This window comes from Paenibacillus cymbidii (genome assembly GCF_004764705.1).
Lineage (GTDB): Bacteria > Bacillota > Bacilli > Paenibacillales > NBRC-103111 > Paenibacillus_AN > Paenibacillus_AN cymbidii.
The window spans coordinates 140233-163622 of record NZ_SHLX01000006.1; the positions used below are offsets into that span (position 1 = coordinate 140233).

General features: G+C 61.6%; 20 protein-coding genes. 10 read left to right on the plus strand and 10 right to left on the minus strand.

The window, feature by feature from the left end; translation table 11 throughout:
* Positions 1-69: 69 nt before the first annotated feature.
* From EXY20_RS10435 to EXY20_RS10480, 10 genes are all read right to left on the minus strand, one after another.
* The gene (locus tag EXY20_RS10435; RefSeq protein WP_167859144.1) at positions 70-1566 is read right to left on the minus strand and encodes an NEAT domain-containing protein; all 1497 of its coding nucleotides are present in this window, start codon (positions 1564-1566) and stop codon (positions 70-72) included.
* A gap of 22 nt (positions 1567-1588) precedes the next feature.
* The gene (locus EXY20_RS10440) at positions 1589-2473 is read right to left on the minus strand and encodes an NEAT domain-containing protein (protein ID WP_167859145.1); all 885 of its coding nucleotides are present in this window, start codon (positions 2471-2473) and stop codon (positions 1589-1591) included.
* Between the two features lie 601 nt (positions 2474-3074).
* Positions 3075-4535: a hypothetical protein gene (locus EXY20_RS10445; protein ID WP_135550554.1), complete on the minus strand. Its 1461-nt coding sequence runs from the start codon at positions 4533-4535 to the stop codon at positions 3075-3077.
* A 119-nt stretch (positions 4536-4654) separates the two neighbouring features.
* Positions 4655-5467, minus strand: a complete 813-nt coding sequence (locus tag EXY20_RS10450; protein WP_135550556.1) for an IclR family transcriptional regulator — start codon at positions 5465-5467, stop codon at positions 4655-4657.
* A gap of 17 nt (positions 5468-5484) precedes the next feature.
* Positions 5485-6243, minus strand: a complete 759-nt coding sequence (locus EXY20_RS10455; protein WP_135550558.1) for an SDR family NAD(P)-dependent oxidoreductase — start codon at positions 6241-6243, stop codon at positions 5485-5487.
* Positions 6244-6306: 63 nt separating this feature from the next.
* A complete protein-coding gene (locus EXY20_RS10460; RefSeq protein WP_135550560.1) occupies positions 6307-7614 on the minus strand; it encodes an aspartate aminotransferase family protein in 1308 nt (435 codons plus the stop codon).
* Positions 7611-9113: a M81 family metallopeptidase gene (locus tag EXY20_RS10465; protein ID WP_235885551.1), complete on the minus strand. Its 1503-nt coding sequence runs from the start codon at positions 9111-9113 to the stop codon at positions 7611-7613. Before EXY20_RS10465 ends, EXY20_RS10460 begins: the two co-directional genes overlap by 4 nt.
* 83 nt (positions 9114-9196) lie before the next feature.
* On the minus strand, positions 9197-10519 hold the full coding sequence (locus tag EXY20_RS10470) for a M20/M25/M40 family metallo-hydrolase (protein ID WP_167859146.1): 1323 nt from the start codon (positions 10517-10519) through the stop codon (positions 9197-9199).
* Between the two features lie 31 nt (positions 10520-10550).
* Positions 10551-10943, minus strand: coding sequence for a RidA family protein (locus EXY20_RS10475; protein WP_135550564.1), 393 nt, complete (start codon positions 10941-10943; stop codon positions 10551-10553).
* A 59-nt stretch (positions 10944-11002) separates the two neighbouring features.
* Positions 11003-12112 (minus strand): alanine racemase, encoded by a 1110-nt coding sequence (locus tag EXY20_RS10480; RefSeq protein WP_167859147.1) that lies wholly within the window; start codon positions 12110-12112, stop codon positions 11003-11005.
* A gap of 166 nt (positions 12113-12278) precedes the next feature.
* Between EXY20_RS10480 and EXY20_RS10485 the strand changes: the two genes are divergently transcribed.
* The 10 genes from EXY20_RS10485 (at position 12279) to EXY20_RS10530 (ending at position 23387) form a co-directional block, all read left to right on the plus strand.
* Entirely contained in the window at positions 12279-13025 is a 747-nt protein-coding gene (locus tag EXY20_RS10485; RefSeq protein WP_135550568.1) for an SGNH/GDSL hydrolase family protein, read from the plus strand.
* Between the two features lie 93 nt (positions 13026-13118).
* Positions 13119-13880, plus strand: coding sequence for a FadR/GntR family transcriptional regulator (locus tag EXY20_RS10490; RefSeq protein ID WP_135550571.1), 762 nt, complete (start codon positions 13119-13121; stop codon positions 13878-13880).
* A 1142-nt stretch (positions 13881-15022) separates the two neighbouring features.
* Entirely contained in the window at positions 15023-15724 is a 702-nt protein-coding gene (locus EXY20_RS10495) for a FadR/GntR family transcriptional regulator (protein ID WP_135550574.1), read from the plus strand.
* Between the two features lie 649 nt (positions 15725-16373).
* Positions 16374-17282, plus strand: coding sequence for a dihydrodipicolinate synthase family protein (locus tag EXY20_RS10500; protein WP_135550577.1), 909 nt, complete (start codon positions 16374-16376; stop codon positions 17280-17282).
* Between the two features lie 3 nt (positions 17283-17285).
* Positions 17286-18371 (plus strand): pyridoxal-phosphate dependent enzyme, encoded by a 1086-nt coding sequence (locus tag EXY20_RS10505; RefSeq protein ID WP_135550579.1) that lies wholly within the window; start codon positions 17286-17288, stop codon positions 18369-18371.
* 67 nt (positions 18372-18438) lie between these two features.
* Positions 18439-19443, plus strand: coding sequence for a Gfo/Idh/MocA family protein (locus EXY20_RS10510; RefSeq protein WP_135550581.1), 1005 nt, complete (start codon positions 18439-18441; stop codon positions 19441-19443).
* Positions 19440-20171: an MBL fold metallo-hydrolase gene (locus EXY20_RS10515; protein WP_167859148.1), complete on the plus strand. Its 732-nt coding sequence runs from the start codon at positions 19440-19442 to the stop codon at positions 20169-20171. Before EXY20_RS10510 ends, EXY20_RS10515 begins: the two co-directional genes overlap by 4 nt.
* Before the next feature lie 37 nt (positions 20172-20208).
* On the plus strand, positions 20209-21240 hold the full coding sequence (locus EXY20_RS10520; RefSeq protein ID WP_135550585.1) for a succinylglutamate desuccinylase/aspartoacylase family protein: 1032 nt from the start codon (positions 20209-20211) through the stop codon (positions 21238-21240).
* A 3-nt stretch (positions 21241-21243) separates the two neighbouring features.
* Positions 21244-22023, plus strand: a complete 780-nt coding sequence (locus tag EXY20_RS10525) for an SDR family NAD(P)-dependent oxidoreductase (RefSeq protein WP_167859149.1) — start codon at positions 21244-21246, stop codon at positions 22021-22023.
* A gap of 542 nt (positions 22024-22565) precedes the next feature.
* A complete protein-coding gene (locus tag EXY20_RS10530; protein ID WP_135550587.1) occupies positions 22566-23387 on the plus strand; it encodes a phytanoyl-CoA dioxygenase family protein in 822 nt (273 codons plus the stop codon).
* The last annotated feature ends 3 nt before the right edge of the window (positions 23388-23390 follow it).

Genomic DNA, 23390 nt, shown 5'->3' on the forward strand with positions numbered 1-23390 from the left:
CACCGAGGACGCCGGTCTACGCCCGGCATCCTCGGTGAAATCGTTCATCCGGCACTAACGACAGCCGAATTATTTTTTCGGCTGGTTGATGACTTTAAGCAGCAGCGTGATCGCTTCGGCGCGAGTCGCATGCTCGGCCGGCGCGAACAGGTTGCCGTCGCGGCCGGCGATGAAGCCCGCTTGCACCGCTGCCGATACGACGCCTTTCGCCCAAGCCGGGATGGACGACGCGTCGGCGAACGTCGAATCGGCTTGCTCTTCGGCGGAGAGACCGGCCGCACGGGCGATGATGACCGCCAGTTCGGCGCGGTTGATCAGTCCGCCGGCGCGGAACGTGTTATCCTCGTAGCCGCTGACCAATCCGGCTTCGCCTGCCAGAGCTACCGAAGCGGCCGCCCAATCCGGAATGCTGCCGGCATCGGCGAACGCGGAAGGTGCCTTCGCTTCGCCTTGCAGCTTCAGCGCCTTGGCCAGCATGACCGCAAATTCGGCGCGGGTAATGTTGCCGTCCGGGCGGAAGGTGTTGTCTTCATAGCCGGCGACGATGCCGCGGCCGACCGCTTGCGCGATCGAAGCATAAGCCCAGTGGCTGGCGATGTCGGTCGGCATGCCGCCGTTCGAAGCGCCGTTGCCTTGGCCTTGACCGTTGCCTGCGCCGTGGCTGCCGCCGCCGACGGAAGCAAGATCGAACTTGAACTGCACCGTATGCTTCATCGTGCCGCGGGGGCCGGCGTTTACTTCCAGCGCCACATTCGTTTTGCCGGCAAGGTCGCCGACGACGATGTCAAGCACCCGGGAATCGGCGGCAGCGTCCGTGCTGACGACAGCTGCGTCAACATAAGCGCCGTCATGCTCGTATTGCACGTTCGGAATAAGGCTGCCGCTCTTCAGCGTAAACGCGATGTGGTACACGCCGTCCTGTACGGTGAGCTGCGCCGTTTTGTCCGTGTAGTTCGCCATGCTGGACACTTCTTCCGTGCCGTCCTTGAGAATCGTAAACGCGATCGGGTACGGTCCCGCTTGCACATGTCCCGCTCCCGGCTGCTCGCCGGTCGTATAGGTTCCTTCGCTTACCGTGCCCGTCGGCGCGCCGCCGTGCGAAGAGGACGCGCCCGGCATGCCGGTCGTGTCGAACTTCAGCTGCACCTTGTAATCGCCTTTATAGTTCATGGCCGGCACTTCTACGGTAATGTGCGCATTCGTTTTTGCCGTCAAATCGCCGGCCGGGAATCGCACCGTCTTCGTATCGGCCGCCGCATCGGCGCTTACTTCTTCCGGAGCGGCGAGTTCGCCGTTCTGCTCCACTTCGAAGCCGGTCACCCAGCTGCTCTTTAGCAGCGTCAGATAAATATATACTTGTCCGTTTTCGACGGCGATTCGGGCCGGCTTCTGCGTGTATTCGTCCATCGCCGACACCGTGTCGGTGCCGTCCTTCAGGACGGAGAACGAGACGTCATATTGGCGAGAGGCTTCATCGGCCGATTGAGCCGATACCGCAGCCGCCGCGTTCAGCAGCAGCAGGCAGGCGACGAGCAGCGCCGCCGTGTGTTTCCTCAGTCGTTTCAAATGGATCACATCTCCCATTCTGTTATTGGCGCTTGCCGCGTTTACGCAAGCGGTAGGCGGCATAACCGCCCGCAAGCAGCACGACCGCAATCGCGGCAGCAATGATCGCGCCGGTGCGTTGTCCGGCGCCTTCGCCTTCGTCGGGATTCGTCGCCGGCGTTGGCGGCGCGATGTTGCCGCCGGCATGCCCGGCCGCGGCGGACGCAGCCGGCGCCTGCGAGGCGTCGGCGCGGGGCGGCGTTGCCGACGGCGCAGACGAGATGGCGCCGGAAGCCGCCGGCGACACTGCGGCGGCGGCAGCGCTTGGCGACGCCGCTGCCGTTTGGGCCGGCGTTGCGGCGGGCGGCGCCGTTGCTGCTGCCGACGGGCTCGTCGCCAGCGCCGTCGCGTTCGGCGATGCGGTTGCCGCCCCGGCGGGCTTGTCCGCAGCCGGAGCGGCCGAAGCCGCCGCAGCGAGCGGCAGCCCGTCGGTCTTGAACACGAAACGGGTGGCGTATTCGTGGTTGTAGCCGAGTTCCTTGATCGTCACCTTCATCTGGACGACCGTCGGCGTTTGCAGATCGGCAACATCGAATCGTACGATCCGCGTATTGTCGTCCGCATTGCTGCCGACTACCTCCGCATCAACGAAACTGCCGCCGCTGCCGGGCACTTTAAAATACCCGATCCAGTTGCTGTGATTCATTTGCAGTTGCACCGTTGTGCGCCCGCTGACGATCGTCACCTTCGCCGGCTTCTCAAAATAATCGTTGGCAATCGAAACCGATTCATCGTCGGGCTTTTTGACGGTATAGACCACATCGTATGTACCGTCGGCCAGCCGGCCTTCCGCCCATGCGGCCGGGACGCCCAGCGCCATGAGCGCGATGCCCAGCAGCAACGCGGCGATTGTCCGCATGTTAGCCATCTTGATCCGCATCCCCTCCCGCAGGCTCCGGAACGCCCGGAATATCCCGACGCCAATGCCAGCTGCTTCCGGCATCTCAGTACTTGGGCTCGGCACCTTGCTTCCGGCACCTTACGTATGAACTTGACACTTTGAGCTCTGCATCCAACACATGGCCCCATACACGATGACATGGCCCCATACACGATGCTTCAATCAACTTGCACCATTACATCCTGCACATACACCATTACATCCTGCACTTGCATCTACCTACGTTGCCTGTAAACAAACATCCTGATTATATCACCCCTCATGGCTATCTTCAATAAGAATAAGAATCATTATCAACGAAATTCGTCAAAATATGACAACATTTTGTCAATCCCGACAATTTCGTGAACGAATCCCCTCCGACACTGTCTCTCCTCTTCCTTTAACCTGCCAAAAGGAAAACCGCACCTCTTCCTGCAAGACTGGCTTATTGGCCCGTCCCGGGCTACTTCGGCGGTTTAAGCCGGCTTTTCCCTCTTATCAGCCCCACCTCGGCCGACGACGACGGGTTAAGCCGGCTTTTCCCCCTTATCTGTTCCGACCACTTTCCACGGTTAACGGGTGCCCTTCACGCCTCGAACCGGAACGAAAACAAATCCGCGTCGCACATATACAACCGCATGCGCACCGCTTTGCCCGCCAGCGCCGATACGTCGCTTGCCCCGTTCCACGACACGACATAATCCACCCGATCGCCGAAGATGTCGTCGCAATCCGCAAGCGTAAACCCTTGAATCGGAATGCCGCCAACGTCCTGCAGTTCCACTTTCATGCCGCCGACAGCCGCGGTAGACACGTTCAGGGTCAGCCGCGAGCCTTCGAACGTAAACAGCCTCGTCAGCGTCTCATGCCCTTTGGCATCCGCCGACAACGCCATGAAACCGTCCTGCCGGATCGTGTACCGGTGCAGCTCCATCGGCCCTTTCCAATAGTTCACGATCGCATAAAGCGAAATGTCGTTCGCCGCTCCGGCCCACTCCGACTTCGTTTCCGCCATGCCGATGGACAGGAAGCTGTCGCCGTACGCCCAATTCGTCGCGCGGTTCATCCCCGGGCGAACGAACGCTTCGTCCGTGCGGCGCCACGCCTTGCCGTCGCGGCTGGACATGAACGCGCAGTCCGTCAGCGCCAGTCCGTAGCGGGGATGGTGCGCCATCCGGTTGCGACGGTGCTCGGGATCGGGCAACTGGTCGAACGAAGGCGACCAGCGCCGATGTTCGACGTAACGGGCGGGGAAGCCAACGAACAGGTGCGGCGCGCGATAATACGGCGCGATGGCGCTCACGTAGAGCGGAATGTCCGGGCTACTGCCGAAATCGAGCAGCTCCGACTTGCTCCAGCTGTGAAAATCCGCCGACTCGCTCCAACTGATATCGCGGACGCCCACGTTGTAGTCTTCGCCGGGCACATTGTGGAAATTGCGCACGTAGGCCCAATAGCGGTTCCGCGTCTCATCCCAGAACGCCAGATTGGAGGAATCGAACGTACCCTCGATCGGCAGCGGCCTCTCGCCCATCGACGTCCAGCGATAGCCGTCCGGCGACTGGTAAGCGTACAGCTTTTTCCACGTGGCGACGAGCGCCTTGTACCGCGCTTCCGGCGGACAAGCGGGGTTCGCGTCCAGAAACGGGATGAACGCGTCGAGATCCGGTATGTGAAGCACAATATTGTTGTCCTTGCTGCCGCCGCAAGCGACCTCGCCAACGCTCGGCCGGTACCAGCGAACGCCGTCTTTGCTTTCGATGACGCAGCCGTACACCGGATTCCGCTCCCGGTCCTCCGGGGAAATATAAATCTCCTTGCCGTCCTCGCTCGTCAAATAAGCCGCCTTGTAAAACAGGCGATAAAGCTCCCCGTCCTTGATCAGCACGGGATAACCGTTGCCCGAGCCTTCGAACGGCGCCTCGAAACGGAAGCACACTTCCCTGCGCTCCGGCTTCTGCAGCGCCAGTCTGGCGGTGGTGGAATGAATCAGCGCGTCGTCGACAAACAGCTCTCTTCTCGTTCCGATGGACTCGACCTGGATCATGATCGCGAAGCCTCCTTTGGAATGAACACCTGTCAAAATAGGTCATGAAAAAAGCCCCTCCAGACGACGGCGATGGCAATCGGCAAGCGGGGCAACCAACCACGAATGATGGCGGCGAACTATTTGGTTTGCTGCATGGCGACGATTTCGGGGTGATAGCCCATCTTGCGGGAAGCGGCCGCGCAAGCGGCCTTGACGTCGGCGACGATGCCGATCATCGCGTCCTGCTCGAACCGGTGCATCGCGCCGGACATGCTCATCGCTCCCTCCACCTTGCCCTGCATGTTGAAGATCGGAGCGGCAACGCACCTGGCCCCGAGCGTGTTCTCCTGGTCGTCGATCGCGTACCCGCGCTCGCGGATGCGCTTCATCTCCGCCATGAATTTCTCTGCGGTATCGATCGTGTACTTCGTATACGGCTTAAGGCCGTATTCGGCTACCATGCCGCGCACCTGCTCCTCGGAAAGATGGGCGGCAATCGCTTTGCCGATCGCCGTCGCATGGAACGGCGAACGCGAGCCGACCGTATCCGTCATCCGCAGCGCGTAGGAGCCTTCGATAATTTCCACGTACATGATGTCGCCTTCCGTCAGCACGCCAAGGTTGACCGAATCGCCGTACTTTTCGGACAGGCGCTTCATCTCCTGCAGGGCGGACGTGCGGAAACTGTTGCGTTCGAGCAAATATTTTGCAATCATCAGCTGCTTGTAGCCGAGGCAGTATTTGCCGTCCTCTTCGCTGCGGCTGATGAACCCGCGGCTCTCCAGCGTCAGCACGATACGGTACGTCGACGACTTCGGCTGCTCGAGCAGCTCGGTAAGCTCGATCAGGCTGAGCGTGCCGCGTTCGGCCAGCAGCTCGATCATGTCGAGCGCCTTGTCGATCGACTGAATCGTATAACGTTCCTGTTTCTCCGCGGGTTCTTTGCCCATGCTTCACGGTCCTTTCTTTAGGACAGTTTGATCAACTGGCCGCCGTCGACGACCAGGCAATGGCCGGTCATGTAACGGGAGTCGCCCGATGCCAGGAACAGCGCGCTGTCGGCGATTTCGTCCGGCAATCCGACCCGTCCCATCGGTATTGTCTTTAAGTATGGACCGATCGCCGCCGGATTGTCAATCAGCGGCTTCGTCAGCCGCGTCTCGATAAAACCCGGGCACAACGCATTGACGCGAATGCCGATCGGCGCCAGTTCGATCGCCATCGACATCGTCAGCAGGTTGACGCCGCCCTTGGTCGCGTTGTAATGCGCCTGGTCGCCTTCCGCCGCAAGCCCGTTGACGCTCGACATGTTGATGATCGAGCCTTTGACCCCTTTGCGCACCATCTCGCGGGCGACCGCCTGCCCGGACAGAAACGTGCCCTTGAGGTTGATCGCCATGTGGCGGTCCCATTCCTCTTCCTCAATGTCGAGAAAAGCGGCCGGCTTGCAAATCCCCGCATTGTTGACAAGCACGTCGATCGTGCCCCACTTGGCCAACACGTCGTCGACCATGCGCCGCACGTCCGCCTTATGCTGGACGTCGCCGTCCGTACAGATCGCTTCGCCGCCTGCCGCAACAATCTCTTCGACGGTCTCCTGCAGCATGCCGCGGTCGCGGCCGGTGATCGCCACGCGGGCGCCTTCCTGTGCGAAGCGCAGGGCAATCGATTTGCCGATGCCGGTCGATCCGCCCGTGATGAGCGCTACTTTACCTTTCAGTCTCATAGTCGCAACCCTTCCTTTTCCCTCTAAAATAGACCGACCCAAGCGGCAGTCCGCCGCTCGCGATTACAGTTTCGCCAGCGCGCGGTCGATCGCTTGCAGCGTTGCTTCCACGTCCGCGTCGGTGTGCACCGTCGACACGTACCACAGGCCGCTCGGCCGGACCAGCACGCCTTCGGCCAGCATCAGCTCGGCGAAGCGGCTGTATGTGCCGGCGTCGCGTTTGTTGAACGACGCGAAGTTTTCCACTTTCTCTTCATTCGTAAACATCATATGGAACACCGGGCCGACGCCGTTGACGATGCCCTTGATGCCGTGCTTCGCCAGCAGCGAACGGATGCCGCTTTGCACCGCGTTGCCGGTGCGCTCCAGCTTCTCGTACACGCCGTCCTTGCTCAGCTCGGCAAGCGTCGCAAGCGCCGCCGCCGTGCCGACGCAATTGCCGTTGAGCGTGCCGAGATGGCTGACCGTGCCGTTGTCGATGTGAGCCATCAGTTCCTTCGAGCCGCAAACGGCGCTGACGCCGATGCCGTTGCCGAGCGCTTTGCCGATCGTCACGAGGTCCGGCTTGATGCCGAAGCGCGCGTGGGCGCCGCCGATATTGACGCGGAAGCCGGTGATGACTTCGTCCAGCACCATCACGATGCCGAGCTCGCGCGTCAGCTCGCGCATGCGCTCCAGGTAGCCCGGCTTCGGCGCGATGCAGCCGGAGTTGCACATGACCGCTTCGGAGATGACGACCGCGATGTCGTTGTCGGCGCGCAGCGCCGCTTCCAGCGCGTCCGCATCGTTCCACGGCAGCAGGATCACTTCCTCCAGCGCGATTTCGCTTTGGCCGCCGGTGCCCGGAGGCACTTTGCCGGCTCCCGCGCCCGCCGCGGAAGACTGGCGCATGTCGGCGCTCGGGAACGAGGTGAAAATCGTGTCCGACCAGCCATGGTAATGGCCGTGGAAGCGGACGATTTTTTTCTTGCCGGTGTGGGCGCGCGCCACGCGCAGCGCCAGCATGACGGCTTCGGTGCCCGAGCCGCTGAGCGCCACCTTCTCCGCAACCGGAAGCAGCTCGGTCAGCCGGCGGGCCAGCGCGATTTCGCCTTCGTGCTGCAGGCCGTATGTCGCGCCGCGTTGCAATGCTTCCGCCAGCTTGGCGTTGAAGCTTGGATTGGCGTGGCCGAGAATAAGCGGCCCGTAAGCTAGCAGGTAGTCGATATATTCGTTGCCGTCGACGTCGCGAATGCGCGAGCCGGAAGCGGATTCGGCGAACAGCGGCACCGGCTTCATCGCCGCGCGCAGCGAGCTGGCTACCCCGCCGGCCAATACCGTTTGCGACTCGGCATATTTCGCTGCCGATTGTGTAGTTGTATAAGTGCTCATGAGGAAATACCTCCTTTATAGTAAGAACGATCGCCATCCAGCGGATAAATCGGCCGGCGCAGCTCGCGGTAAGTCAGATGCTCCAGATTCGACGTCGTGCAGCCCGGCGAATCGACTTGAATGATATGTTTGGCAAACGAGCCGAAGGCGGTGCGCCAGGCAACGGCCGCTTTGACCACAATAATGTGAAAATCGGTCGGCCACAGCCCCGCATAACGAATATGGCCGAGATCCCACGGCGCCTGACGTTTGGACGTCAGCTGCACCGTCAGATTGCCGCATTCGATTACCGCGGTCGGCCCCATGTCGGTGAGCTGGCCCGTCATGTACGGCCCGACATGGCGGTACTTGCCGTCGAACAGCAGCCGTACCTTGCCGCTGATGGCGACCGGTTCGCCGTGCAGTTCGCCGCTATGGCCGCCTACGGCGCCGCTGAACGACCCGCCGATGCCGAGGCGGTGCGCTTCCGCCGCTGCCGCCGGGTCGTAGACGACGACGAGGCTTTTTTTCGGCGCGTTCACGAGATGGCGCAGCACGTGCGTCGCATCCGCCGGAGCGCCGCCGCCGACATTGTCGGCGCCTTCGACGAGGATGACCGGGCCTTCCGGCTGCGCCAACGCCTCGGCAACCGCCGCTTCCGGCGGCTGGAACTGCAGCAGGAACCGCTCGCGGTTGTCCCACGCCCGGGCCGCCAGCCGGTCCGCGTAGTCCCGCGCCAGCTGCGGATCGTCGTTCGTCGTTACGACGAACGAAATGCCCGCGTCTTCCACGTCGCTGTACGGGAAACCGCCAATGACCGTCACGTTGAGCACGCGTTCGTCCGCCTCGATCGCAAAGGCTTCGTCCAGCAGTTCTTTCATAATGCCGGCTTCCGTCGTCAGCATCGATTGCGGGATGACGATCAAACCCGGCTGGGCCAGAGCGCGCGTCGGCCTGATTTCGCCGCGGATCGTGCGTTCGAGCAACCCGACCGCTTCCACGGCGCGTTCGTACATGTCGACGTGCGGATACGTATCGTAGCCGACGATAATATCGGCGAGCTCCACCATCTCGCGGCTGACGTTGCCGTGCAGATCGAGCGTCATCGCGATCGGCAGCTTGTCGCCGAAGCGGTCGCGCAGCCGGCGCAGGAAGGCGCCTTCGACGTCGGGATAGCCTTGCGCCACCATCGCGCCGTGCATGATGATGACCAGCCCGTCGACCGTTTCGTCGACGGAAGCGGTTACTTGCTCGAACAGCGTTTCGATCGTTGCCTGTTCGACCATGCCGCTCGGCGTCGCCGCGGTATAAATGCCGGATACAAGCGTCAGGCCGCGCTCCGCTGCAGCGTCGAGCACGCCGCCCATCGACGTGCGCGTGCCGGCGTACCGGGCCGCGAACTCTTCGTTGTTCGACACCCGCTCGCCGGCAAAATTGGCCATTGTGGTCAGATCCGGCGCAAAAGAATTCGTTTCGTGCAAAATGCCGGCCACCGCAATGCGCAAAGATTGTTGTGCCATGAGCCGTTACTCCTCCTGTCTGAATCGCGCCTTGTGCGACCGGCTGGCGGCATCGAACCGCCGCCCTCCCGTCGCTTCCGGCGTCAGTCGCTCTGCAAGCCGCACCAGTCGACCGCCATTTCCGCGTACCAGCGAATGAGCTTCAAATAACTGTCGAGGTCGATATATTCGTCCGGGGCATGCGCATTCGCGCCTTCGGGGCCAAGAATGAGCGCCGGAGTCGCGCTGTACAAGTGAAACATGAAGCCGTCGCAGGCAAACGGCGCGCCCACGTCCGGCAGCGGCTCGCTGCCGATAGCGCGTGAGCCCGCCGCGCGGGCGATGCTCAAAAATTCGGCCGTCCTCTCATCCGCCGGCATTTCGCTTGCGCTCAAGTAACGGATCAGCGGCACGATCGTCGGCCGGCACGATCGCAGCGCCGGATAATTGTCGAGCCGCGTTTCATAATACGCCATCAAGTCCGCGAGCAGTTCGTCGCCGGTTTGGCCCGGGTAGCCTTCGATCCAGAAGCTCAGCTCGCCCGTCGCCGGCACCTTCTCCTGCAGCTCGCGGGCATGATCGCCCGACGAAATGCTCATGATCGCCACCTCGGCCGGCTTGCTTCCGTTCTGCCACCAGGCGGGCGGCGTGTCGCGGCGCTTGCGGAATTCGCCGAACTCGCGGACGAGCCGGGCGAAGTCGACCGTCGCCTCCAGCGCGCTGACCAGCTTCTCGCCGCCCCAGGCGATGCCGCTGCGGCCGGTGAACGATGCGCGCCAGATGCCTCCGCCAAGATGCGCCGGGTACATGCGCAGGTTGCTCGGCTCGGGAATGACCGCCATGTCCGCGTTGTCGCCGCGCAGCCGGCCGGCCAGCGTGCCGTTCGCGCCGCCGTGCTCTTCGTCGACGACGCTTTCGATCCGGATGTCGCCGCGCAGCCGGATGCCGAGCTCGCGCAGCGCCTTGGCGGCGATCATCGACGCCGCAAGACCGCCTTTCATGTCGTACGAGCCGCGGCCGTACAGCCGGCCATCGACGACTTCCGCGGCGAACGGCCCGTGCGTCCACGTTTCGGTGCCTTCATAAACCGTATCGATATGGCTGGAAAACAGCAGCGAACGCCCGCCGCCGCTGCCCGCGAACGTGCCGATCACGTTCGGGCGGTTGTTGTAGTCGCGGCCGCTCATGTACGCCGGGTGCTCTTGCAAGCCGGGAACGTCCGCCAGCGCGTACGTTTCGGCTGTTGCCCCCGCGTCCGTCAGCCAGTCGGCGATCACCTGCTGGCACGCCGCCTCGTCGCCGGTCGGCGGGTTGTTGACGCTCGTCGTTTGCACGAGCCGCTTCAGCAGTTCGATCGCTTCGTCCCGGTGCGTCTCCACCCATTGCCCGATCCGCTGCGAAATCGCCGCTTGCTCCTCGATATTCATGGTCGTGCTCCTTTTCGAAAAGGCGCCGGCGTTACGCTTCGCCGCGCTTCGACGGCGCATAAGCGACGACGTCGATTTCGATTTTGTACGTGCCGATGCCGCAGACGACGGTCGTGCGCGCCGGATATGGATTTTTGACCACTCGTGCGTAGGTTTCGTTATAAGCCGGCAGGTCCGCCCCATTTGACAGGAAGGCGTTCGTCTTGATCACGTGGTCGAACGTCAGCCCGCATTCGGCGAGAATGATTTCGATGTTGCGAATGCATTGTTCGGTTTGCGCTTCGACCGAATCGCCGACCAGCTCGCGGGTAACGGGATCGACGCCCACCTGGCCGGAAACGTAAACGAATTCCCCGGCGCGGATCGCGTGCGAGAACGGGAGCGGAAATTGCGGCGCTTGGCCGACGCGGATAGCTTCTGACATGGGTAAATCCCTCTTTTCATCGGATGTAAAATAAAGCTCGGACACGGGCTGGCCGCCGTTCAGTTGATTTTGCCGCGGCCGTCCACTTGAATGTAGCGTTCGACGCGGCCGTCGCGCACGCCGATCAGCCGGTCGTGCAAATTCGTGACGGTGCAGCAATGGTTCGGGATAATTTCGACGACGTCGCCGATGTGGAATCGGGTGCCTTCCGGCACCGTCAGGTTGCCGTGCTCTTCGCTCAGCCGCTCGACGATGACGTCCGGATGAGCCGGCAGCAAGCCGTAGCCTTTGCGCGCGCCGTTCACGTCCGTCGTCAGCGTCTTCGAACCGGCGTCGATAACGACCGTGCCGGGACGCGGCAAACCGACCACCGTGGCGAACACGCGCATCGCGCATTGCGACTCCTCCATCGTATGGGTCACGAGCTGCGAAACGTCGCCGTAAACGTAGGCGCCCGGCCGCATTTCGGTGACGCCCGGCGGCAGCTGCAGGGCGAACTTGGACGTCGGCGTCGAACCGACGCTCACTTCGCGGACGTCGATGCCGCGCTGGCGGAGCAGTTCTTTGGTCGTCAGCAGGCTCTGCGCCTCATGAATCGCAACGGCCAAAATTTCCTCTTCGCTGCCCTTGCCGTAAGCATGGCCCGAATGCGTCATCAGGCCGGTCACTTCGACGCCCGGCAGCGACGCGATCCGCTCGACCAGATCGGCTGTCGGCGCTCCCGGCTCCTTGCCGAGCCGGCCAAGGCCGGTATTGACGTCGACGTAAAGCGGAATGCGTTTGCCAAGCGATACGCCCAGCTCGGAAATGCCTTGCGCCACCTCATAATTGTCGGTGCTGACCGTGATGCGGGCGATGCCGAGCAGCTTGCCGAGACGCTCCAGCTTGCGTTTGCCGACGATCGGGTACGCCAGCAAAATGTCGTCGATCCCCGCCGCCGCCATCACTTCCGCTTCGCCGAGCTTCGCCACCGTGATGCCGCAGGCTCCGTATTCCAGCTGTTTTTTTGCGACCCAGACGCTTTTGTGCGTTTTCGTGTGCGGGCGCAGCTTCACGCCGCTCCTTGCCGCGCGCTCCGCCGTCCGCCGCAGATTGCCGTCAAGCGCGTCCAGATCGATGACGACGGCCGGCGTATCCAGCGTTTGAATGAGCTCCGATTGGTTAATCATTTGCCACCTCATCCATTAAGGTTTCATCAAATAAAACTTATGTTTCATAACTACCCCCACTATATCATAGACCCGGGGCGTCTGTCTAAGACATATTTTCCGCCCGGGCGCGCCACGTCTGGACTCCCGCCTGTTTGGTCCTTGCGCCGGAACGGGACATTCGGTTATGCTCAAAAAGACAAACCTGGAAAATGAAGCGAGGAAAACGGACATGCCGGGAATCGGGTTCATCGAAACGTTTAAACAAAGCATGGAGCGGCAAGACAAACTGACGATCGTCGCCTACGGAGACAGCTGGACTTACGGCTCCGTTGCCGAAGGCTGGTACGAGGCGCGCGACCGCGGCTACGACTCTTCCCTCATTACCGGCTCGTGGGCATCGATGCTGCGCGATGTTGTGGCGGCCCGCAATGCGCAAGCGGCCGTGTTTAACGAAGGGGTCGGCGGCTGGACCGCTCCCCGCGGGCTCGAAGCTTATGCGGAGAAAGTCGCGCCGCACCGGCCGGATTACGTGATCCTCAATTTTGGCATCAACGATTGGAAAAACGGCCTCCCGCTGGCCGACTACGAAGCCGCGATGAATGCGATCGTCGCCCGGGTGAAGGAAGACGGCGGCCAGACGGTCCTGTGGACAAGCGGTCCGCTGTCCGTCGCCGGCGTACAAACGTACGGCTGGCCGCAGCCGTGGGACGGCTCCAAGCTGGCGCATACGTTCGCCGAGTTTACGGCGGCGTTGCACCGCCTTGCGGAAGCGCACGATCTTCCGCTTGCCGATGCGGCGGCGGATATCGAAGCGTTGCACGCTTCGGGAGAAGATTTGCAAGACTGGTTTTTTGATTCGATTCATTTCAAGCAGCAAGGTCACGACATGATTCTGCGGCGTATTGCCGCAACGCTCGGCTTGCCGGAGTAGCCGGCGAAAGCGCCCGGCCGGGAAGGACGAGCTGTCGGCGGCGAGCCTAGCCGCATCGGGTCGGATAAACGCCACCTTTTGGAGGGATGAAGCATGCAGCCACAGGCGGAAGATTTCAAGGCGCTCAGCAGGATGGTCAGCGACAGGATCAAGGAGTATATTGTCCAGAGCGGGCTGCAGCCGGGCGACCGGCTGCCTCCGGAACGCAAGCTGGCGGAAACGCTGGCCGTCAGCCGGCCGGTCGTGCGCGAATCGCTGAGCCACCTGGAGACGCTTGGCCTTGTCGACAAACGCCAGGGGCGCGGCGTGTTCGTCAAGGAGCAGAGCTTGTCGCGGCTGTTCCAGGAGATGATGTTCATCTCCGGCAACGACAAGGAGCGGCGCCGGCACTTGCTCGAATTCCGCGCCGCGCTGGAGCAGGCGGCGATCGTGCGCATCGTCGGCAAGGTCAAGAGCAAGGAGCTCGAGCCGCTGCTGCGTATCGTCGAAGAAGCCGGCGGAGCGGAAACGAGCGGCGAATTCGGCCGGCTCGACCTCGAGTTCCACCGCAAGCTGATTGCGCTTTCGGACAATCCTTATCTGGTCCAGCTGACGGATGTCATCGACGGCTACTTCGCCCTGCTGGGGTCGAACGACTCGCCGGAAGAGCTGGCGCCGGACAACAAGAAGAAGACGCTGCGCGAGCACCGCAAGCTGGTTGAGCTGCTCAAGGCCGGCAAGCGCGGCCAAACGCTAGACCTGCTGCAGGAGCATCTGCTCGCCGGCGCAAAAAGCGCCAAGCCGGCGGCAGATGCACCGGCGGAACCGGCGCCGGAGGAAGCCGCCTCCGGCGAGGCCGGCGAAGCGGGGGCGTAGCGGCGCGGTTAGCGCAGGTTTCCTGCGCTGCAGCGGCTGCGCGAGGCGCTTGCGGCGCGATTAGCGCAGGTTTCCTGCGCTGCAGCAGCTGCACGGGGCGCTCACGGCGCGGTTAGCGCAGGTTTCCTGCGCTGCAGTGGCCGCGCGGGGCGCTCACGGCGCGGTTAGCGCAGGTTTCCTGCGCTGCAGCGGCTGCGCGAGGCGCCAGCGGCGCGTTTAGCGCAGGTTTCCTGCGCTGCAGCGGCTGCGCGAGGCGCTTGCAGCGCGTTTAGCGCAGGTTTCCTGCGCTGCAGCGGCTGCGCGAGGCGCTTGCAGCGCGTTTAGCGCAGGTTTCCTGCGCTGCAGCGGCCGCGCGGGGCGCTCGCGGCGCGTTTAGCGCAGGTTTCCTGCGCTGCAGCGGTACGTCTCGGCGAGCTGCGAGCGAAATAAGGCTGATTTTCATGATTTTCAGCCTTACTGCGGAATGATTCTACTGAACATCGCGGTCCCCTCCGCCGAATGCAGCGGTAATGCTGCATTTTCTGCAACAATTGCTGCCAGTTCGCTACCTCAATAAGTCAATTGTTGTAATTTGTGCAGCATTTAATGCGGTATTTCCGCGAAAAGGCCTCTTTTATCAAAAAATCCTGCACAACATGCAACAATATTGCTCCGCAAGCAGGTTAGAGCATTCAGAAGTTGCACTTTATACAACATTTCGCGCATCATCCACTCCCCCGCCCCGAGTCGAATCCAGAAGAGACAACCAGTCACCCTCCTCAACCGAGTCCAGAACAGACCAACAATCACCCACCTCAGCCAAGTCCAAAGCAGTTCAACTAATTATCCACCTCGACTGAATCCAGAGCAGACCAACCAATCATCCACCTCAGCCGAATCCAGAGCAGAAAACCTATAGCCTCCCCTCGTAGCCACAAGTGTAGTCTGATTACCATCGCCGAGGAATCGATAGGTTTTTCTAAGTAGACAAGGCCCTTTGCCTGACATCGTCGGGGCAGGCAAGAGCGGACTTGCTCCACGCGCCGATGAATATACATAAACAAAGGAAACCACAACGGCATGCAAAAAAACCGTTGACCGCGCTTCTTTTTTCGTTTAGGATTTTGGTAAGACCATATTATGAGTGAGATCGAGGTGATTGTATGAACCCGCTCCAACCCGTCACTCGCATGAGCATGAAAGATATCGCCATGGATCGCATTCGTCATCTGATTGCCGAGAGAGGATTGCAGGCGGGGGACCGATTCATGAACGAGAAGGAAATGATGGCCGTGCTCGGCGTCAGCCGGACGGTCGTCAGGGAAGCGGTCAAATCGCTCGAAACCGTCGGTGTGCTGAAGCTGAAGCCGGGAGACGGCATTTATGTGACGCAGGCGACGATCGGCCGGCTTGTCGATCACGTTTCCTTCGGCTGGACGAAAGACGTCAAACGCATGAAGGAACTGCTGGAAACCCGCATCATGCTGGAGAAGGCAGCCATCGAGCTGGCGATCGCCCGCTTCGACGAGCATACGGTGGAGTCGCTCGCCGTCTGGAACCGCCGGTTGGCGGACGCAATTGAGAACGGGCATTCCGTGGTCGAAAGCGACCTTGGCTTTCACCGCTCGCTGTTCGAGCTTACCGGCAACACGACGTTTCATGAGCTTAGCGAAGTAGTAACGGCGTTTCTGCGAGAAACGCGGCGCACCCGGCTTGCGAACAAGGAAAATTCGCTCAACACGCTGAAGGAGCACGAGCAAATTACTGCCGCTATCGCCCGCAAGGACACCGAAGGCGCCAAAGCGGCGATGCACCGCCATCTGATCGTTGTGGCCGATGGGCTGGGCACAGACGCGGACAGTTGAGTCGCCTTGCCGGCCATCAGCTGCTCACTGGCGCAGCTGAGGCTGCAGCCGCCCGCGATTGTACCATATCCTGCAGCATGGCGGTCGCTGGCCTGCCACTGAATAGATGCCTTTCGAAATAAGCCATTTTTTATGGGCTATTTGGCTAAAAATACCCTGCACCTGCAAAATAGCCAGTGTTTTCGCTGGCTATCCGGCAGAAAAGCTCGATTTTGGGGCTGTTCGAATGAAATAGCCAATGATATCACTGGCTATTTCCGAGAAAGCGGTCTGAATGGAGCAAATAAGCCATTTTTTGCGGGCTATTTTGCGATGTGGCGCGCTGGATCCTGCTGTTACGCCGTATATAATGGCTACTTGCTTGACTAGTTTAACGAGGGATGGTTTGCGGTCAGTTTGGCGGGATAGCGAAGTCTGGAGATCCGGCGGGGGGACCAAGGTAAGCGAGCTGCAAAGGGCAGAGCAAAAGGCAAGGCTTCTCCAACAAACTCTAATCGGGGTTAGCTCTTGCGGAACTTGCGAAACTTGCGGAACTTGCGGCTCTCACGTCTCACACACCCTTCGCCACCTTACGCTGCTCTATTCAGCATTCCCACTCTTCACAGTGGTATTACCATATTACTTTTAACTCGATACGGAGGCAAAAACGATGACAACGTTCAACACGGACAAATTTTACGGTGTTTATGTGGCAATGCCTGCTTGCTACGACAAGGAAGGGGAAGTTTCCCCCGAAGCGATCGCCAATCTGGTGCGATACTTGAAGACCACCGGCATTCGCGGCCTGTACGTCGGCGGCAGCACCGGCGAAGGCATGCTGCAAACGAAAGAAGAACGCAAGCTTGTGCTCGAAACCGTCGTCAAGGAATGCGCCGACGAGCTGCAAATCATCGCCCACATCGGCGCCATCACGACGCGGGAGAGCGTGGAACTGGCCAAACATGCCGAACAGCTCGGCGTCGACGCGATTTCCTCGATCCCGCCGTTCTATTACCGGCCGTCCGACCAAGGGGTCAAAAATCACTGGCTAGCCATGATCGAAGCAACCAAGCTGCCTTTCATCATTTACCACATTCCGGGTACGACAGGCTTCAACCTGTCAACGTCGCTGTTTAAGGAAATGGTCGCCCACGACCAAGTCGTCGGCCTCAAAATCACCACATCCAGCTCCTACGAGCTGCAGCAATTCAAACGCTTCGGCGGCGACAACTTCGTCGTGTTCAACGGGCCGGACGAACAATATGTCGCCGGACGCGTCATGGGTGCATGCGGCGGCATCGGCGGCACCTACGGCGCGATGCCCGAACTGTTCGTGAAGATCGAGCGGTGCTACACCGCAGGCGACATCGACGAAGCGGCGCGGTGGCAGTTCCGCGTCAACGAAATCATTGCCGATATGCTTTCCGTGCCGATTTATGCGGCCCTCAAGCATATCATCGCCTTGCGCGGCGTCGATATCGGCGCGCCGCGCCTGCCGATCGAGCCGCTCGGCCCGCAGCATATGGCGACGGTGGAACGCATCGCGGCCACGATCGAGCGCTATGTGGCGGAGATTTGACCGATGAGCGCCCAAACTCGCGGAACGGGCATCTGGTCGTACGCGGAGCGGCTGCCCCGCATCGCCGAGCAGCATCGCATCACGCTCGGCGAAGGGCACACGCCGCTCGTGCGCAGCTGCCGCATCGGGGAAACGATCGGCATCCCGAATCTTTATTTTAAGCTGGAATCGCTGAGCCCGACAGGCTCCTACAAAGACCGCATCGCCGCCATGATGCTGTCGCTCGCGCGCGAGCACGGCAAAACCGCCTGCATCGGCACCACGTCCGGCAACGCCGGCGCCTCGATTGCCGCCTATGCGGCCCGGGCCGGCATTCCGTACCATGTTTATGTGCAGGAAAATATCGTACCGTCCAAGCTGGAACAAATTCTCGTTCACCGGGCTGAGGTGTACCGCGTGAAAGGGATGGGGTTCGACCCGCACATCGGCACGCAAGTGTTTGAAACCGTGTTGGCCAAGGCTAAAGCGAACAACTGGGAGCCGGCGGTCACCGCTTTTGCCTATGCTCCGCTTGCCATGGAAGCGGTCAAAACGATTTCCTGCGAAATCCACGAGCAGCTCGGAGCGCCGGACGCGGTGTTCGTTCCGGTCGGCGGCGGCGGCTTGTTCGCCGGCATTCATAAAGGCTTCGCCGAACTGCATGCCGAAGGCTCGCTCGCCCGGCTGCCGCGCATGGCAGCCTGCCAGTCGGCCGGCTGCGCCAATCTCGCGAACGCCTGGAAGCAAGGGCTCGGCAAACCGCTGCCGGGCGGCTCCACGTCGCTGATTTCCGGCATCCAGGTGCCCAGTCCGCCCGATGCGGATCTCGTTTTTGCCGCGCTTAAGGAAAGCCGGGGCTTTGCAGATGCTCTGCAGGACGAGGACACCTGGCACTGGCAGGAGCGGCTGGCCGCCGACGAGGGCATCTTCTGCGAACCGGCCGGCGCCATCGGCCTGGCCGGGGCGGCCAAAGCCGCGCGCGACGGCATGATCGGCAAAGAGGACAACGTCGTCATTGTCATCTCCGGCGCCGGTTTCAAGGATGTGCAACGAATCCGCACGATGACCGAAAGCGCACAGGTGCCTTTTATCGAAGCCGACGGCATGTAGCCGCTGCGGGAACGAAGGCTGCCCGGCGGCCCGACTGCTTTTCCAACGCAAAAAGGAGGCCACCCGCATGAAGGAAGTTCGACTGGGCATCGTCGGTCTCGGACGATTCGCTCAATTGCATCTGCAATGCTACCGGCAAATCCCCGGCGCGCGCGTCGCGGCCGTCTGCGATATTCGCGAAGAGACGGCGCGGCAAGTCGCCGCCGATTTCGGCTGTCAAGCTTATACGGATCCCGGTCTCATGCTGCAAAATGAAACGCTCGACGCGCTTGTCGTGTTGACCCCGGAAACGCTCCACACCGAAACGGTGATGGCCGGGATCGCCGCCGGATGCGCCGTATTCGTCGAGAAACCGCTGGCGACGGTGCCCGCGGAAGCGCGGCGCATGGTCGACGCGGCGGCCGAACGCGGCACCCTGCTGATGGTCGGCCACGTTACCCGCTTCGACCCGCGCTATCTGCAGATGAAAACGGCGATCGCGAACGGCACGATCGGCCGCGTCCGCTCCATCTATGCGCGGCGCAGCGACGGGCGGCAATATTTTCACATTTACAAGCGGACTCCCGCGATTTATACGCTCGGCATCCACGACATCGACCAGGTGCTCTGGTACATGGGCGAAATGCCGGTGGAGGTTTACGCCAAATCGTCGTCTTCCGCCGAAGGCGAAGATCTCGTCTGGACGATGCTGACATTTGCAAATGGCGCAACTGCGGTGATCGACAGCAACTGGATGACGCCAAACGGCTGGCCGGCCCACCAGGACCAACTGACTCATGTCGTCGGCGACGGCGGTGTGATTTCGTTCGGCCATCCCGACGGATCGCTGCGCGTATGCACCGAAACCCGCGACGAAGTGCCTTACCTGTACGGATTGCGCGACATATACGGCAAGCTGGAAGGACCGCTTTATTCCGAATTGAAGCACTTCATCGAATGCGTGCAGGAAGGCCTTCGGACGTCGCCGATCTTGCCCGCGGAAGATGCGCTGCGCGTCGTCCTTATCGCCGACGCCGTCATGCGCTCGTGCGCGGAAGGACTGCCGGTGCGGCTTGCGCCGGAGACGCCATGAAGCTGCGCGACCGCATCCACCTGCTGGGCAGCGGTCTGCTCGGCATGAATGCGAGCCACGAGCTCGACTGCAACGTGTATTTGCTTGACGGCGGGGACGCGCAAGCCATCATCGACTGCGGCACCGGCTACGGCGTCCCTGCGCTGCTCGCCGAGCTGGAACGAGCCGGCTTCTCCCCCGCCGGCGTGCGGACGGTGCTGCTGACGCACGCGCACCAGGACCATGCCGGCGGCGCTTTGCGCCTGCGCGCCGCAACCGGCGCCGTCGTCGTCTCCTCGTCGCTGACGGCCGCCATTGTGGAAGCCGGCGACGAAGAAGCGAACGGGCTGGCGGGGGCGCGGATCGCCGGCGTTTATCCGCCGGATTGCCGGCTGGATGCTTGCCCGGTGCTCCCGATTGCCCCCGGCGAAAGCTTGCGGATCGGCGATCTGTCGCTGGAAGCGATCGCCACCCCCGGGCATAGCGCGGACATGCTGAGCTTCTATTGCCCCGAGCTGAAGGCGCTCTTCTGCGGCGATACCGTGTTCGCCGGCGGGTATATCGCGGCGCTGCGGTCGCCGGATTTTTCGATGGCGGCGCTGGAGCGCTCCATACGACTGCTGGCGGAATACGACGTCGACGTCCTGCTGCCCGGCCATCTGCATCCGGTATTGCGCGGCGGCGGAATCGCAATCGCGCAGGCGCTGGCCGCGTTCGGGCGGCCCGGCGGTCCGCACAGCATCGTGTAGCGTCAGGCTACTTCATAAAAGCGGAGGTGATGCCGTTATGGCATCGATGGATATTACGGCATTCGAGCTTGGCGCGCTGCCGCCAGACTCCAAAACGAGCGTCACGCTGACATTCGGCGACGGCAACGGCTTGCGCACGACATTGCCCGCGCATGTAGTCCGCAGCGCTGCCCCGGGACCGACCCTGCTCGTCATCGCGGCCGTGCACGGCGACGAGTACGAAGGCGTGCATACGGCGATCCGGCTGATCCGCGACTTGCAGCCCGCGCATATTCGCGGCACAGTCGTTGTCGTCCCCGTCGTCAACATGCTGGCTTATGACGGCATCACGCGTTCGACGCCGGAAGACGGCTGCAACCTCGCCCGCGTTTTCCCCGGCGATCCGGACGGCACGATCACGCAGCGGCTTGCTTATCATCTGCGCGAGCGGTTCATCCGCCATGCCGATTTTCTGCTCGACCTGCACAGCGGCGGTACGAACTACGCCGTTCCCGAGCTCGTCGGCTACTACCACAACGACGGCTCGGAAGTCGGTCGGCGCAGCCGGGCGGCGGCCGAAGCGTTCGGGATGGAAGTGCTGTGGGCCCATCCGGAAGTCAATCCCGGGCGCACGGTGACATCGGCGACGGAGCTCGGCGTGCCCTGGCTGTACACGGAAGGCTTCGGCGGGCTGCGCATCCGTGAAGAGGAAGAATTGCATTACCGCGAGGGGGCTTACCGGCTGATGCGGCATCTAGGCATTTTGCCGGAAGGAGATGCGGCTGGCGCCGTTCCGGACGATTTGCGCGAAGCGCTCTCCCAACCGCCGCGACCGGTCAAATGGCGCATCGCCGGCGACGGCAATTTCGATTTTTCCGTCGAATCGGAGGTGGAAGGCTTCTTCATCCCGGAAGCGAAGCTGCTGGACACCGTGGCGGAAGGCGAACGAATCGGCGCCATCTACGATTGGGACGGCACCGAGAAGCAAGCGGTCACCGCATGCGGCGACGGCGTCGTCATCATGCTGACGGGAACGCCGCGCGTCGGCAAAAACCATTTTCTCTATATGCTGACACGAGCGGAGGCGTAACTTATGCAAACGAATCAACTGTTCCGGCTGGATGGCCAAATCGCGCTCGTCACCGGCGGCTACGGCTTGTTCGGCAAGCCGATCAGCGAAGGGCTGCTGGAAGCCGGCGCCACCGTCGTCATCGCCGCGCGCAGCATCGACAAGATCGGCGCCGCGGTCGCCGAATTCCGCGAGCGCGGGCTGGCTGCCGATGCGATGGAGCTCGATTTGTCCGACGAAGCGTCGATTCGGGCGGTCGTGCAGGCGGTCGTCGAACGCTACGGCAAGCTCGACATCCTGGTCAACAACGCCGTGGCGCGCGGCGGCAAGAAGCTCGAGGAGGAAACGGCCGAAAACTGGGAGCGCATCGCCCGCGTCAACTCGACCGGCCTGTTCCTGATGTGCAAGGAAGTCGTGCCGCACATGCGCGAGCAAGGCGGCGGCAACATCATCAACATCGCGTCGATCCAGGGCGCCGTCGGTCCTTCCTTCCACGTTTACGAGGGAACCGATATGACGAGCCCGCTGCATTATACCTTTGAAAAATGGGGCATGGTCGGGTTGACCAAATATTTGGCCAACTTCTACGGGCCGCAAGGCATCCGCGTCAATTGCATCAGCCCGGGCGGCTTCTACACCGACCAGCCGGAGCCTTTCCTGTCCAACTACAACAAACACACGCCTCTCGGCCGCATGGCCGACGAGATCGACATGAAAGGCCCGATCGTGTTCATGGCTTCCGAAGCGTCGCGCTACATTACCGGCCACAACCTGATGGTGGACGGCGGCTGGACGAACTGGTAGAAGCGGCAGACGATCGTGGGCGTATCCGGTTAACCACCACCCCGGTCACCTCGAAAAAAGCTATTCCGAAAATAAGCCATTTTTCATGGCCTATTTTGCCAAAAATGGCCTGCAGCCAGAAAATAGCCAGTGATTTCACTGGCTATTTGGCTGAAAACCGCCGTTTGGAGGCCATTCAAGAGAAATAACCAGTGTTTTCACTGACTATTTTCGATGAACAAAGGAAAAAGCCGCGAATAAGCCATTTTTCATGGCCTATTTGCAAAGCCGCGCCTTCCCGCTACCTCTCTCCGCACGGCACCGACCCTCGCGCAACTTCCTCGCCGTGCAACCGCCCCGCCAAAGCGCGCCGCCTGACGCTCCAACACCCGTGCTTCTCCCCCCTCGTGCCAATCCGTTAATATCGTCCCATGAGAAACGTAAATCTGTCCTTCGTCCCTTCCGGCGAAAGGTGCTACCATCAAAGCAGCAAGCCCGATCCGACCGGAGCAGGCGCTGCGGCGATCGCGACAACCACTTCAAGGCACAAAGGAGAGGGAAGCATGGGCAGTCCGACACGGGATTACAAGGCTATCATCAACACGTTTCAAGAGACGGGGTACGTCAAAATCGAAGGATTGCTGTCTGCGGAAAGAGTCGCGCTCCTCAATCGCGCGATCGACCAGGTCGTCGCCGAGGAGCCGGCCAGCTTGCGGTACGATATCCGCAACGCGGTTTCCCGCCATCCCGACATCGCCGACCTGATGGACGACGAAGCCGTCCTCCCCATCCTGGCCAACACGCTGGGATACAACATTCAGCTGAGCTTGTCCCACCTGACGGTCCGGCATCCGAATCCGAACGCCGCAGAGCCGCCATCCACCAAAAACTCGGTCGGCTGGCACCAGGACGGTCCCGTTCCCGGCTTCCCGTCCGTTGGCGGCGTCACCCCGCTGTTTTATTTGAAAATATGCTATTTCCTGAGCGACATGTCAGGACCCGATCGCGGCAACACGAAACTGGTGCCCGGCAGCGGCAACGCCCCGTATACCCCGCAGCGTCAGGTAGGCAGCACCGAAAACCTGGTCGGCGAAGTGCAAATGTGCGGCAACCCGGGAGACGCCTTCCTGTTCGCGCAAAATGTATGGCACGCCGCCGCCCCCAATCTGTCGAACATGTCGCGACGGCAGCTGTTTATGGGCTACAGCTACGTATGGATGCGTCCGCTCGACTACCACACGGTAGCGCCCCATCAGCTCGAAGGAGCAAGCCCGCTTCGCCGGCAAATGCTTGGCCAACTGAACGACGATCCGTTCAACTATTTTGTCGTGACGAACCTGCAGCAGGAGCTGCCGCTGAAGTCGTACGTCGCGGCCTCCCGCTGACCG

Excerpts from the sequence above, each read along its gene's own strand:
- EXY20_RS10440 (WP_167859145.1), bottom strand. The coding sequence starts at position 2,473 with ATGGCTAACATGCGGACAATCGCCGCGTTGCTGCTGGGCATCGCGCTC.
- EXY20_RS10445 (WP_135550554.1), bottom strand. The coding sequence starts at position 4,535 with ATGATCCAGGTCGAGTCCATCGGAACGAGAAGAGAGCTGTTTGTCGAC.
- EXY20_RS10450 (WP_135550556.1), bottom strand. The coding sequence starts at position 5,467 with ATGGGCAAAGAACCCGCGGAGAAACAGGAACGTTATACGATTCAGTCG.
- EXY20_RS10455 (WP_135550558.1), bottom strand. The coding sequence starts at position 6,243 with ATGAGACTGAAAGGTAAAGTAGCGCTCATCACGGGCGGATCGACCGGC.
- EXY20_RS10460 (WP_135550560.1), bottom strand. The coding sequence starts at position 7,614 with ATGAGCACTTATACAACTACACAATCGGCAGCGAAATATGCCGAGTCG.
- EXY20_RS10465 (WP_235885551.1), bottom strand. The coding sequence starts at position 9,113 with ATGGCACAACAATCTTTGCGCATTGCGGTGGCCGGCATTTTGCACGAA.
- EXY20_RS10470 (WP_167859146.1), bottom strand. The coding sequence starts at position 10,519 with ATGAATATCGAGGAGCAAGCGGCGATTTCGCAGCGGATCGGGCAATGG.
- EXY20_RS10475 (WP_135550564.1), bottom strand. The coding sequence starts at position 10,943 with ATGTCAGAAGCTATCCGCGTCGGCCAAGCGCCGCAATTTCCGCTCCCG.
- EXY20_RS10480 (WP_167859147.1), bottom strand. The coding sequence starts at position 12,112 with ATGATTAACCAATCGGAGCTCATTCAAACGCTGGATACGCCGGCCGTC.
- EXY20_RS10485 (WP_135550568.1), top strand. The coding sequence starts at position 12,279 with ATGCTCAAAAAGACAAACCTGGAAAATGAAGCGAGGAAAACGGACATG.
- EXY20_RS10490 (WP_135550571.1), top strand. The coding sequence starts at position 13,119 with ATGCAGCCACAGGCGGAAGATTTCAAGGCGCTCAGCAGGATGGTCAGC.
- EXY20_RS10495 (WP_135550574.1), top strand. The coding sequence starts at position 15,023 with ATGAACCCGCTCCAACCCGTCACTCGCATGAGCATGAAAGATATCGCC.
- EXY20_RS10500 (WP_135550577.1), top strand. The coding sequence starts at position 16,374 with ATGACAACGTTCAACACGGACAAATTTTACGGTGTTTATGTGGCAATG.
- EXY20_RS10505 (WP_135550579.1), top strand. The coding sequence starts at position 17,286 with ATGAGCGCCCAAACTCGCGGAACGGGCATCTGGTCGTACGCGGAGCGG.
- EXY20_RS10510 (WP_135550581.1), top strand. The coding sequence starts at position 18,439 with ATGAAGGAAGTTCGACTGGGCATCGTCGGTCTCGGACGATTCGCTCAA.
- EXY20_RS10515 (WP_167859148.1), top strand. The coding sequence starts at position 19,440 with ATGAAGCTGCGCGACCGCATCCACCTGCTGGGCAGCGGTCTGCTCGGC.
- EXY20_RS10520 (WP_135550585.1), top strand. The coding sequence starts at position 20,209 with ATGGCATCGATGGATATTACGGCATTCGAGCTTGGCGCGCTGCCGCCA.
- EXY20_RS10525 (WP_167859149.1), top strand. The coding sequence starts at position 21,244 with ATGCAAACGAATCAACTGTTCCGGCTGGATGGCCAAATCGCGCTCGTC.
- EXY20_RS10530 (WP_135550587.1), top strand. The coding sequence starts at position 22,566 with ATGGGCAGTCCGACACGGGATTACAAGGCTATCATCAACACGTTTCAA.